Origin of the sequence: Bacillus sp. JJ1533 (assembly GCF_036965045.1) — a bacterium.
GTDB lineage: Bacteria > Bacillota > Bacilli > Bacillales > Bacillaceae_L > Ferdinandcohnia.
In genome coordinates this window covers 41153-55094 of the sequence record NZ_JBALOV010000004.1, presented here as the reverse complement: position 1 = coordinate 55094, position 13942 = coordinate 41153, and the positions used below count along the sequence as shown (strand labels likewise).

At 37.0% G+C, this 13942-nt stretch carries 10 protein-coding genes; all 10 read left to right on the top strand.

Annotated features, from left to right (window positions below):
• Positions 1-94 precede the first annotated feature (94 nt).
• Positions 95-2590, top strand: a complete 2496-nt coding sequence (locus V7138_RS02095) for a hypothetical protein (RefSeq protein WP_335393804.1) — start codon at positions 95-97, stop codon at positions 2588-2590.
• Complete coding sequence (gene bglB, locus V7138_RS02090) at positions 2584-3657, top strand: beta-galactosidase BglB (protein WP_335393802.1); 1074 nt, start codon at positions 2584-2586, stop codon at positions 3655-3657. The genes V7138_RS02095 and bglB overlap by 7 nt, the downstream gene beginning before the upstream one ends.
• Before the next feature lie 45 nt (positions 3658-3702).
• Complete coding sequence (locus V7138_RS02085; RefSeq protein WP_335393800.1) at positions 3703-4989, top strand: ABC transporter substrate-binding protein; 1287 nt, start codon at positions 3703-3705, stop codon at positions 4987-4989.
• A gap of 72 nt (positions 4990-5061) precedes the next feature.
• The gene (locus V7138_RS02080) at positions 5062-5991 is read left to right on the top strand and encodes a carbohydrate ABC transporter permease (protein WP_335393798.1); all 930 of its coding nucleotides are present in this window, start codon (positions 5062-5064) and stop codon (positions 5989-5991) included.
• Positions 5988-6806, top strand: coding sequence for a carbohydrate ABC transporter permease (locus V7138_RS02075; protein ID WP_335393796.1), 819 nt, complete (start codon positions 5988-5990; stop codon positions 6804-6806). The genes V7138_RS02080 and V7138_RS02075 overlap by 4 nt, the downstream gene beginning before the upstream one ends.
• 82 nt (positions 6807-6888) lie before the next feature.
• A complete protein-coding gene (locus V7138_RS02070) occupies positions 6889-9279 on the top strand; it encodes a glycoside hydrolase family 31 protein (RefSeq protein WP_335393794.1) in 2391 nt (796 codons plus the stop codon).
• Between the two features lie 344 nt (positions 9280-9623).
• Positions 9624-10808 carry a DEAD/DEAH box helicase gene (locus tag V7138_RS02065; RefSeq protein ID WP_335393792.1) on the top strand — a complete coding sequence of 395 codons (1185 nt, stop codon included), beginning with the start codon at positions 9624-9626 and terminating at the stop codon, positions 10806-10808.
• A gap of 80 nt (positions 10809-10888) precedes the next feature.
• Positions 10889-11914 (top strand): Gfo/Idh/MocA family protein, encoded by a 1026-nt coding sequence (locus V7138_RS02060; RefSeq protein ID WP_335393790.1) that lies wholly within the window; start codon positions 10889-10891, stop codon positions 11912-11914.
• A gap of 220 nt (positions 11915-12134) precedes the next feature.
• Positions 12135-12632, top strand: a complete 498-nt coding sequence (locus V7138_RS02055) for a TRAP transporter small permease (protein WP_335393788.1) — start codon at positions 12135-12137, stop codon at positions 12630-12632.
• On the top strand, positions 12633-13928 hold the full coding sequence (locus V7138_RS02050) for a TRAP transporter large permease (protein WP_335393786.1): 1296 nt from the start codon (positions 12633-12635) through the stop codon (positions 13926-13928).
• Positions 13929-13942: the final 14 nt, after the last annotated feature.

Genomic DNA, 13942 nt, shown 5'->3' with positions numbered 1-13942 from the left:
AACCTTTTATATTTCCTCCTTTTATTAGAATTAAAGGTAGGAAATATTTTTTTGTCTTTAATTGCAAGCGTTTCCAAGTGAGAGGAGGGGAATAATGAATCATCTTAGCTACCAATTATATGAAAATCAACCATTGAATCGATGGCTAGTTGCAGGTCCTTTTGAACAGGAAAAATCATTCAAGCAAATATCCATGAATGTTTCTGGTGACTTGAATCGTTGGTTAACAGAAGGTTTTGCCGTTTTTGAAAACCCAAGTCGAAAGGAATTTATTGGGTTTGAGGAAAAGGTAGAAAAAGAAAAGATAAACACATTAGAGATATCCCCTGGTAACTATTTGAACCATGTTTCTAGTGAAAAAGAATGGCAGTTATACTTTCCGTGGAAAAACAAAAAAGTTGAACTGTCAGGTTTTTGGCAACAACCAACCCATTTGCAATCTTGGGCTGTATCATCAATCCGTTCTACTAAAGAAACTAAGGCGACATTTCGTCTGACTACATGTGGAAGTGTGGTTCTGTGGGTAAATGATGAAAAAATAATAAGATTTTCACCATATACAAGAAATGAAGAGAAAAGCATACAATTCGAGGTAATGCTTCGAGAGGGAGAAAATACATTTACCGTGCTTTTTGAGGATCTAGCGGAAAGAGATACCTTGTATTATTTCCGAATGGATTATTTAGGTACACTCCCACTAAATATTGAACTTCCAATTGGAGAAGTGAATCCAGCAGATATTTATTTATTAGAGGATTCATTAAACAGAGCTCATTTTTCAAGTGATGTGATTAAGAATGGTGATGTGATTCTATATTTTGAAAACCCATTATCAGAAGAACTTGAGTTAAATAGTAGCTTCAAAGTGGAATGGTGGAGCAATAAGAATGTACTATCAACACGTGTTCAAACTGGAAGTAAAGAAGTAAAGTTAGGGAATATCGAGGACCTAACTATGGGAAATGTACTGCTAACAATCCTACTGAAATATCAAAATATCGTAATTCCAAAAAACATGTTCCTTCAGGTTCATCCAGAAAAAGTAGTTCCAGTGAATATAGATGAGAACATTCAATCAAGGAAGCAGCAAGCTCTCTCGTTTATTTCGAAGTATGGGAATCATGACATGCATAGAGCATATAGCTTAGCGAAATTAGGTATGGAATTAGAGGTAGTAGAATCCATTGTGAGAGAGACACTACATGTGATTAATTCACGTTTTGATTGTAGCGACTTTTATTTCAACCAGTTATTTCGTTTTTGGATTGATTTCCGGGAAACAAACTTGTTTGGAGAACATTTATGGGAAGAGTGCAAACAGGCAATTTTAAATTATCGCTATTGGTTTGATGAGCCTGGTGATGATGTCATGTGGTTTTTCAGTGAAAACCATGCATTGCTTTTCCATACATGTGAATACCTCGCTGGCCAGTTATTTCCAAATGAAAACTTCCCAAATGCAGGGATATTAGGATTTGAGCATAAGGAAAAGGCTAGGAAAAGGCTTCTTGAGTGGTTTGCGAAATTCGATGCAGAGGGTCTGGCCGAATGGAATTCTAGTGCATATATTCCCATCAATGTGATGGGATTCTTGAAGGTATATGATCTAGTGGATGACCTTAATCTTAAAGCAGCTGCAAAGAAGGCTTTAGATACTACATTCCGTTTGATGGCATTGAATAGTCATAATGGTTATCTCTCTTGTTCTCATGGCCGTATCTATGAGAAGGAATTGAAAGGAAATTATAATAATGCGACAACCGCATTACTCTGGATTGCTTATGGTGTCGGAAATCTCAATAATGCAACCTTTGCCACAACATCATTTAGTGTTTCAGAATATGTACCACCAGATTACCATTCATTGATTAATCTAGAGCCAGATGAAAATATGATTTTTAAACATCATCAAGGACCTGAGGGATTTGTCAATCTCTATACGTTTAAAAATCATTTTGGGCTGTTATCAAGTGCGGTATCATACAGACCTTCTAAGAAGGGGTATTCAGAGCATGTAGTGCATTGTACTCTAAGTCCGGAGGCAATTGTTTGGGTTAACCATCCTGGGGAAGAAACTGAATTAGGTACAGGTCGACCAAGTTTTTGGGCTGGAAATGGTATCCTTCCAAAAGTCGATCAATATCAAGATCTCGCAATTGTGCATTATAGAATTGAACAGAACAATGAAGTTGAATACACACATGCCTATTTTCCTATAACAGCATTTGAGGAAGTTGAAATAAGTGATAAATGGTGTTTTGGAAAAATAGAAGATTCCTTTGTTGGGATATATGCACAAAACGGAATTGAGCTGCAAGATCAAGGACAGAATCAAAATCGTGAGTTAATTTCACATGGCCGATCTAATACATGGATAATTCGCATCAGTAGTGTGAAACAATTTACAAGTTTTGCAGAGTTTGTAGGAATGATGAAGGATGCAACTATGAAAGAAAGTACAGACGAATTTATGTTTATTGATCCAATTCATGGAATTATTCAAAGTTCCTATACAGACGCTTTAAAAGTGAACGGAACCGTAGAAGCATACTTGGAACAACAAACTGAAGGAGTTCTTGAAAAATGGTAATAAGCTCGGAAATGATAAATACAAAAATAAATCTAGTATCAACTGCAATGAAATCCCTGAAGAAGGATACTAGTTTTGAAGAAAAGTTCCCTATAGGATTAATCGATATTAACCTCTGGGAATGGCCGCAGGGTGTCGGTATTTATGGTTTATATAAATACTATAAAACAACAAATGATGAGGAGACCTTCCAATTTTTACTTAATTGGTTTGACGACCGAATTCGTGAAGGACTTCCTGAAAAAAATGTCAACACAATGTCACCGTTGCTTACCCTTATACATCTAGCAGAGGAAACCAACAACCAGAAATATATAAATGTGTGTGAGGAATGGAGCGCATGGATTATGGAAGACATGATTCGCACTGGTGACGGGGCCTTACAGCATATGATTACAGGAGATCCAAACGACGGTCAAATACTAATAGACACCCTATTTATGACGATACTCTTTCTAGCGAAATCTGGCAGATTTTTTAATAAACCAGACTATATTGAGGAAGCTAAAAAACAATTTCTTGTTCATATTAAATACTTATACGATAAAGAAACGGGTTTGTTCTTTCATGGTTGGGATTTTAATGAAAATCATAATTATGGGGCAGTTCGTTGGGGAAGAGGCAATGGTTGGTATACATGTGGATTACTAGAGTTCCTCGAAATTGAAGATGTTGAAAAGGGACTTAAAGAGTACCTCTTAGATACTTGGTATAAACAAGTGAAAGCACTTTCAAAAATTCAATCGAATAGCGGATTGTGGCACACAGTTCTAGATGATCCAAATTCTTATGAGGAAACCTCCGCAACAGCTGCATTTGCATATGGAATTCTTAAAGGTGTTAGATTGGGCTATTTAGATAAAGAATTCCTAAAAGTCGGAATTAAGGCGTTACTAGCCACCCTAAATGAAATTGATGATAATGGTGTGGTTCAGAAGGTCTCATACGGGACACCAGTTGGGATGAATGATGAATTTTATAAAGATATCCCGATTAGTCCAATGACTTATGGTCAAGCTCTAGCCATTTTGCTGTTAATTGAAGGATTGGAATTAACGAGGAACTAAGATTGCTAGAATTGATATAAAAAAAGTAAAAAGGGGAGAAAATCAATGAAGAAAACTGTAAAAATACTTTCTATGTTGTTGGTTGCCGCTGTTCTTTTAATTAGTGTTGCTGCATGTTCAGACAGTTCTAGCTCTAAAGAGTCAGGTAAATCTGGTGACAAAAAGGTCACTTTAGATTTTCTCTGGTTTACTGATGGTATTGAGGGTGATGTGATGAAAGACATCATCAAGGACTATCAAGCGAGCAATGAAAATATTGAAATTAATTTAATTGAGGTTGCATATTCAGATTTTACAACAAAACTTAAAACAATGATTGCTGGGGGAGAGCCACCTGCACTTGCTCGAATAACAGATACAGGGATTTTTGCTGAGCAAGCATTAGACCTTACTCCATATGTAGGTGGAGTTGACGAGTTTACATCACAGTTTTTACCTTCCATTAAGCCATATTATGTTAAAGGCGAAAAAATCATTGCTACACCAATGGATGTAACAGCTAATGGCTTAATTTATAACAAAACTTTGTTTGATAAAGCTGGAGTGGAAGTTCCACAATCTCCAGACGAGGTATGGACTTGGGATGAATTTGCTGATGCTGTTCAACAAGTAAAAGAAAAAGGCGGAGCAAAATATGGACTATTAGTAGACTTCACCCCTCACCGTTATTCAACAATGATTTATGAATTCGGTGGAAGTATCTTTAATGAAGATCTTACTGAACCTGCAATTAATAGTAAAGAAAGTGTTGCGGCTTTAGATAATTTCATTAAGCTTCATGAAGAAGAAATCATTCCAGACTCGGTTTGGCTTGGTGGAGAAAACCCTAATAACCTATTCCGTTCTGGAACTGCTGCAGCACATCTTGCTGGGAACTGGATGTTAAGTAACTACAAGGATATTGAAAACTTCGAATGGGGTGTAACGTATCTTCCAAAAGGAGAAATTCGTTCATCAGTGCCAGGTGGAAAGTATTTTATGGCATTTGAAAACTCTGGAGTTGAAGAAGAAGCAGCTGAATTTGTTAAGTATTTATCATCAAAAGAAGTTAACGCTAAGTTTAACCAGGAATCCCTATTTTTGAGTGCAAGATTGGATAATAATGAATTAGATTATGAGTTTGGTAAGGAAATGTTTAAAGTCTTCTCTAACGAATTAGAAAATACACCAGAAGCCGCAGCTAACGACTGGGGAAATCAAGTTGTTATTTCTAAGGTTACAACGGACATAAGAGATGCAGTTGTGGAGGCTTTAAGTGGAGGCATTTCTTCTCAAGAAGCAATGGATAAAGCAGCAGAGGTATTGAAGAAAGCAATTGATGATTCAAAATAATTAGAATGGGTGACTACTCTTTCAAAGGGGTGGTCACTCCCTATAAAATGAAATATAGGTAGGTGATCATGGATGAAACCGCAGATTAAAGGTCAAGCAGCAATTCAAACTACCAAACGATTTTCCTTAAAAAAAGATAAGTTAAAACGGCAGATTGCCCCCTATTTATTTGTACTTCCAAACTTCCTTATTTTTTTCATATTTATTGTTGTTCCTGCATTTGTAGGTCTCATATACTCTTTCACAGATTATGATGGTTTAGCCGAAATGAATTTTATTGGATTGGAAAACTATAAAGAGGTCTTTACCAGTTCAGAGTATTGGAAAATTTTCGGGAATACATTTATTTATGCACTTGCCGTAGTACCGCTTATTTTTATTTCCTCACTCTTAATTGCAAATTTTCTCATTAAAGAGATAAGAGCAAAGGGTTTTTTTAGAGCCATATTTTATTGGCCCACAATGATCTCTGCAATTATTGTGGGGGTTACTTGGAAATGGATATTTGGTGACAGCTTTGGAATCATTAACTATTTATTAGAGTCGGCAGGATTAGAACCAATCAAATGGCTATCAGATCCCGTATTTGCAAAAATATCAGTTGTCATTGGTACGGTTTGGGCAAGAATTGGATTTTTTATGGTTATTTTTATGGCGGGATTGCAGAGTATTCCTAAATCTTATTATGAAGCGGCACAAATGGATGGAGCTTCTAGATTAAGGATGTTCTGGAGTATAACACTACCATTACTAAAGCCTACTAGCTTGCTTGTGTTAATTCTGTTGCTAATTGAATCATTTAAGCAATATCCATTAGTTTTAGCATTAACAGGTGGGGGTCCTGCTAAAGAAACAACCTTCCTTGTACAGTATATTTATGAATTTGGTTTCCAAAAAGGTGAACTAGGATATGCAAGTGCGATGTCAGTAGTCTTATTCGTCGTTATTGCTATCTTTACCATTATTCAGTTTAAGTGGACAAAGGGAGGTGCAATCGATTGAAGAAGAAATCTAACATACTTTTATATATAACCTTAATCATTCTCGTTTGTATCTTTATTTTTCCAGTATTATGGGTCATTCTCTCATCCTTAAAGGATTCTACAGAGTTATACAGTTGGCCGCCTAAGATTATTCCGGATAAGCCAACCTTTGAAAACTTTATTACAGCTTTTGAAAAAGGAAATTTTGGAAGGTATTTTTATAACAGTACGATAGTTACGGTAACTGCTACCCTTCTTACCTTATTAATCAACACAATGGCGGGGTATGCTCTCGCAAAGTATCGCTTTAAGGGAGATACCTTCTTGTTAATCGGTTTTATTTCTACCTTAATGATTCCTTTGGAAGTAATTATGACTCCAATCTTTACAGTGATTAGTAAACTAGGACTATATAATTCTCTTTGGGGGATTATTATTCCACCAGCAGCTACACCAACAGGAGTGTTTTTAATAAGACAATATTTGTTATCAGTTCCAGATGACCTATTAGAGGCTGCAAGAATAGATGGAGCTGGAGAATGGAAAATCTTTTGGAAAATAATCGTTCCGATTGCTAAACCGGTTATATCTGTACTAGCTATCTTTTCGTTTATGTGGAGATGGGATGATTTTATTTGGCCATTGATTGTAATTAGTGATCCAGCAAAATATACTGTTCAATTAGCTTTATCCAACTTTATAGGTGAGTACAATGTTGACTGGGGCAGCCTACTTGCTATGTCGGTTGTTACCATGATCCCAGTGTTGATTGTGTTTTTAATATTCCAAAAGCAATTTATACAGGGTATGGCGACTTCTGGTATGAAGGATTAGTCACAAGTAAAATAAAACTTTTATCAGAGATAATCCAATATGTTTATCTCTCTTTTTAAAAATTCCTAGAAGGTGAACAAGCATGAATGTTAAATGGAAATTTGAATTAATAAATGAAGAAAATAATCAATTCATTTTTGAGTCCCATCATAAACGAATACTTTTTATGGTTTTGGAAGACGATTTATTTAGGGTCTTCTTGGCTACAGGAGAGGAACCGTCCTTATCTCAAACATGGACTGTTGCTCCAGGAAGTGAAGATATACCATTCGAAGGAAGAGACAGGTTTGACCTATCACCTTTCTCTTTACCACCATATAAAAAGACTGTTACAGAAGATACTGCAGTAATTGAGACGAGCGCTTTAAAGGCCGTCATTCAATTAGATGGATTTAAAATTTCATGGTACGCAAAACTGAATGGTAAAGAAGTTCTTATCGCTAATGATCGTAACACTCAAAGCTATAATTATAATAATAAGCTGGGAGAAGGCGTTTTTCATTATTTGGAGCGTTACAAAGATGATATGTATTATGGGTTAGGTGAAAAAAGTGGCATCTTAAATAAAACGAGAAAGCGTTATATCATGAAAACAATTGACGCTATGGGTTATGATGCGGAGTTTACTGATCCACTCTATAAACATATTTCATTTTATCTAACACACAATCAAGAATCTAAGATAACCTACGGATTGTTCTATGATAATTACTCTGATTCGGTGTTTGACCTTGGCTTAGAATTGGATAATTATCATGGTAACTATAGGTACTATCATGCGGTAAAAGGCGACCTTGATTATTATTTTATTTTAGGTCCAGCTATTCATCAAGTGGTTGAAAAATACTCAAGGCTTACTGGGAAGACGATATTCCCTCCGAAATGGAGCCTTGGTTATTCAGGATCAACAATGACATATACGGATGCACCAGATGCACAAGTTCAATTAAAAAAGTTTGTTGATTCTTGCAAAGAGTACGATATTCCATGTGATTCCTTCCAATTATCTTCTGGATATACGACTATTGGTGAAAAAAGATATGTATTTAATTGGAACTTTGACAAAGTGCCTAATCCCAAGGAAATGAGTAATTACTTTCATGAAAATGGATTGCACCTATGCGCAAACATAAAACCATGCTTACTTCACGATCATCCAAAGTATACTGAACTAGCAGATAAGGGAATGTTTATCAAATCGAGCGATAATGATGAACCCGAGTTAGTACAGTTTTGGGACGATGAGGGTTCCTATCTTGACTTTACGAATCCTGAAACGATTCAGTGGTGGAAGGACAACGTAAAAAAGCAACTTCTATCATACGGAATTGATTCAACGTGGAACGACAATAATGAATTTGAAATATGGGATAAGGATGCAAAAGCTTATAACTTTGGCAATACAATTCCAGTTGACTATTTAAAACCAATCCAAACCTTATTAATGTTGAAATCCTCTTATGAAGCGCAAAAAGAGTATTCGCCGAATCAAAGACCGTATTTGATTTCACGATCAGGTTGTCCTGGTATGCAGCGTTATGTGCAAACATGGACTGGGGATAATTATACAGAGTGGAAAACGTTAAGGTTTAATCTTAAAATGGGACTAAGTTTAAGTTTGTCAGGAGTATATAATTTAGGACATGATGTTGGAGGGTTTAACGGTTTAGCCCCTGAACCTGAGCTGTTTATAAGATGGATCCAGAACGGGATCTTTCATCCTCGATTTACCATTCATTCCTGGAATGAAGATAAATCAGTTAATGTACCATGGATGTATCCAGAACATATTGAATTAATTCGAAAATTTATGAAGGAACGTGTAAAGTGGATTCCTTATTTTTATCACTTATTGTATAAGTCACATCAAGAATATCGTCCAATTTTAACACCAACATTTTATTATTTTGAGAATGACTTAAACACATTTGAAGAAAATGATGACTTTTTAGTTGGTGGGGACCTTCTTGTCTGTAATGTAGTTGAAAAAGGTGCGGTAACTAGGACAGTATACCTCCCTAAAAATAAAAATGGTTGGTATAACATGAATAATGACCAATGGTATGAGGGGGGGCAAACCATTGTTGTAGAGGCTGGCCTTGATACAATCCCACTTTTTGCACAAGCGGGAGCAGTATTTCCAATACGTGATGGAGAAGTTACCTTTAAAAATAAATCAATGGATGAAAGAGGCATTCTTATTTATCCATCATTAACCCCTGGTGTTAACACTTACCAATTTTACGAAGATGATGGAGAATCAATGAATTATCAAAAGGGTGAATATTCATTCCTGGTTGTTAACACAACAACATCTGAGGATAAAGTTGAGATTAAGGTGTCAGTAGGAGGATCATACAATATACCATATGAAACTGTTATGATCCATCTTCCTAAAAACGAAAAAAGAAAAGTATCTATTAACGGTAGATTAATCAATTCAAGACAACCGTACAGCCTTACATTAGAATAAAATACATTATTACGATAAAAGATTTGTGGGTGGATAGCCCTAAAAAGGCTATCTTTTTTTTAGACGAAAGGACTCCGCGTCAATTATTAGCAGATTGATGCCATTCCAACTGCTCTGGGAGCATAATAAATTCCAATTATTAGGGAGTTGGTAGTACTCCAGACACTCTGGGGGTACATCATATTCCAGTTATTAGGGGGTTGATGCTACTCCAGCCCCTAAAACAATTCCCAAAAAGCTTCCATCCCATCCTCAAACAAAGTACTTTTTGCACTTTACCCAAAAGATAGTTAGAATAAAAATTAGTCAATTTAAAGTGAACTGAATAAGGAAGGTACAAAACAATGACAAAATGGTCTCAATTAGAAGAAATGAAACCTTTTATACAGAAAGTCTGGGAGGAATCAGGTTACGAAGCTCCAACCGCTATTCAAGAAAAAGCGATCCCGGCAATACTTGAGGGGAAGGACGTCATCTGCGAATCCCCGACAGGAACAGGGAAAACTCTTTCCTATTTACTTCCTGCGATACAAAAGCTTGATGAAACTAAGAATGGTCTCCAGATTGTGATCCTTGCTCCATCACGCGAGCTTGTCATGCAAATTTTCGAGGAAGTCCAAAAATGGACGAATGGTACGAACATCGTTAGCGCGTCTTTCATCGGTGGTGCAAATGTAAAAAAACAGGTCGAGAAGCTAAAAGAACGCCCGCAAATTGTCATTGGCACAACGGGTCGAATCATCGAACTTATTAAGATGAAAAAAATGAAAATGCACGAGGTTACAACCATCATTGTTGATGAGGCGGATCAACTTGTTTCAAATGAACACCTATCAAATATACAAAGTATTATTAAATCAACCTTAAGGGATCGTCAAATCGTATTCACCTCCGCGACAATCTCTGAGCAAACTGAAAAGATTGCAAAATCAATGATGAATAACGCCGAGACGATTCGGGTTCAACAAACGCTTAGCCAGGAAAATACATCACATATCTATTTCCTTTGCGAGCAGCGCGATAAAATTGATGTGCTTCGCAAAATCATGTTTACCGAACCAGATAAGGCAATTGCTTTTATTAAGAGTCTTGATAAAGTCGAAGAAATTGAAGCAAAGTTAACCTATAACCATATTGAGGTTGCGGTGCTTGCTGGAGAAGCGAAAAAGCAAGAACGTCAGCAATCGATGAAAAATTTCCGTGCTGGAAAAATACCATTATTGCTAACAACCGATGTAGCGGCAAGGGGTTTAGATATTCAGGATGTCACCTATGTGATTCATTTTGATTTTCCGAAAACAACGGAACAGTATGTTCACCGCTCAGGTCGAACAGGCCGAATGGGGAAAAAAGGGGTCGTCATCTCTATTGTTAACGCGCTCGAGGAAAGCTTCCTCAAAAAAATGGGGCATGAACTCGGAATTGCATTCAGCAAAAAGGATTTCTACAAGGGTGCAATCGTAGATGCACAAGAAAAGAGAACGCCCACTCCCAAAACGAGAAAACCAGCTTCAAAAAAGAAACGTTAAAGAGACGAACTACCACAGTTCGTCTTTTTCTAATTTGGTATAATGTAGTTGATAACGTTTACAGGGGATGGGGAATAGTCATGTCAAAAACAGTAAAAATAGGGGTCGTTGGATCCGGAAGCATTGCCAACACCCATATAAAAAGCATTAAGCAAGTACCAAACGCTGAACTTGTTGCGATTTATTCTCGCAATAAGGAAACCGTTCAAAATCTGGCCGATACATACCATATCAAGGCTTACACGGACTACCAGGACTTTCTAATGAATGCTGGAATCGATATGGTTGCCATTGTCACACCGAGTGGAACCCATGCTGAACTAGGGATGGCTGCAGCTAAAGCAGGTAAGCATGTCGTTGTAGAGAAACCAATCGATATTACGATTGAAAAAACAAATCAACTAATTGAATCTTGTAACCAAGCAAACGTCACATTAAGCTGTATTTTCCAGCACCGTTTCGATGAAGCGATTCAAGATGTCAAAAAAGTGTTGAACGAAGGAGAATTTGGTCAATTAAATTTTGGCGCTGCTCGCACGACCATTTATCGCTCTCAAGAATATTATGATAGCGGTGCTTGGCGTGGTACATGGGAATTGGACGGTGGAGGTGCATTAATCAACCAATCCATCCACTATATTGATCTTCTTTTATACATGATGGGCCCAGTTGATGAGGTCTATGCTTACACTGCCACCCGTGCCCATGAGCGTATCGAAGTGGAAGATATCGCAGTTGCGACAGTTAAATTTAAATCGAGTGCACTTGGACTCATTGAAGGGAATACGACTGCTTATCCCGGCTTTTCAACCACACTTGATATATTCGGCACAAACGGAAGTGTCATCATTGAAAATGACAATGTGAAGGAATGGAAGTTTAAAAGCGGCTTGGAATACGAGAAAAAACAAGATCAGATTGCAAATGATGTATCCTCAAATGCTGTAAAATCAAATGAATCTTTCGTAAAACAATACACAGATGTTGTTCAAGCCATTTTAGAAAATCGGAAACCACTTGTTTCCGGTGAAGAAGCCAAAAAATCACTTGAATTAATTTTAGCAATTTATCAATCGGCAAGAGAAGGAAGACCTGTAAAACTATAACCTTATAGATTAAAGACTAGTACGCCACTACCTGTGGCTAGGTCTTGTGACCCGCATTTTGTGGGCTTAAGTGTCTCAAATATGAGGCACTTTTTTAGTGTAAAAGTCCCTTACCTAAAAAAAACACAAATATCTCTAAAAAAATAACATTTCAAAAATATTCGCAAAAAAGTAATATTTGAAGTGAGAAAACGCTTTCTTTAATAGAGGGGGGAAACATATGAGTCTATTGAAAAAAATCTATTCATTAATTGACAACGTTTTCGAAAAGTTTACGCTTATAACTTTAGTGCTTCTTGTAGTTATTGTTACGATGCAGGTAGCTACTCGATACTTCTTCAACTTCGTGTTTTTTTGGTCGGAAGAAGTTACGCTCCTATTGTTAGGTTGGTTTGCCTTTATGGGGATTGCGATTGGTTTTCGCGAATACGTTCATTTAGGTATTGATTCCTTCACTAATCTATTTCCAAAAGGGTTTAACAAAGTATTAGATATTATTATTAATCTTAGTGTTTTTGCCTTTGGAATTTATCTCGTTGTACAAGGATGGCAATTTACAGTACTGATGATGGACTCAACTCTTCCAGCCACAAAACTTCCAAGTAGTGTTACGTATCTAACGATGCCTGTTACAGGGGTCATGATATGTTTATATTCACTATTGCATCTATTCAATGTGGATACAGCAAGATATAGAGAATTGGAGGAGGGGATGTAGGTGACTAGCACTACGATTGCAATTATTATTCTAGTATCGAGTTTCGTGCTGTTGATCTTGTTTAGATTTCCAATCGCACTCACACTTGTTATTTCATCATTACTAACAGTACTTTATTTAGATATACCTTTACCGGTTATCGGGCAACAGATGGTGCAAGGGATTAATTCCTTCTCCTTACTGGCTATTCCATTTTTTATCTTAACAGGACAAATAATGAGTGCTGGGGGATTAGCCACCAGGATTGTTAACCTCGCAACCTTATTGGTTGGTAGAATACGAGGAGGACTTGCTATGGTAAATAGCGTAGCCTCACTATTCTTCGGAAATATCTCTGGTTCTGCAGTAGCAGACGTTTCATCGGTAGGGTCTGTTATGATTCCGATGATGAAAAAGAAAGGCTATGAAGCTGACTATGCCGTTGGTGTTACCATTGCGTCTGCGATCCAAGGGGTAGTTGTTCCACCGAGTCATAACTTAGTCTTATACTCATTGGCAGCAGGAGGCGTATCGATTGCCAGCTTATTTATGGCAGGTATTGTCCCTGGAGTCATCATGCTAACTGCATTATGTATTACAGGTTATATCATTGCAGTAAAGCGTGGATATCAAAAAGCAGATCCAGTACCTAGAAATCAAATTGGCGGTATTCTTCTTCACGGGATTCTATCCTTAAGCCCGGCAGTCATTATTTTAGGTGGGATTATGAGTGGGATCTTTACCGCTACTGAGTCTGGTGCGTTAGCTTGTTTATATTCTTTCATTCTAGCATTTGGTATTTATCGTGATGCTCCATTTAAAACGATTTGGCCAATTCTAAAGAGAACACTAAAAACAGTATCCATGGTATTCTTCTTGATTGCCGCTTCTGCAGCATTTGGTTGGTTATTAGCTTTCCTAAAAATACCGGCTGCGGTAACAGATTTATTACTAGGTATTTCGGATAATCCGATTATCATTCTATTAATCATTAACATTATCTTGCTTTTATTAGGTGCGCCAATGGATATGGCACCAATGATTTTAATCATGACACCGATCCTTTTACCAGTAGTAACAAGCTTTGGTATGGATCCGGTACAATTCGGTATTATTCTGATCCTGAATGCAGGTATTGGATTATTAACGCCACCTGTTGGAACCGTTTTATTCGTAGGATGTGCCATAGGTAAAGTCTCGATTGCACAAGGGACAAAGGCAATGTTGCCATTCTTCTACGCATTACTTATCGTTCTATTAATTATCACCTATGTACCAGGGGTTGTAATGTGGCTTCCAAATCTATTAGCCAGCTAACCTAATGCTAGGTG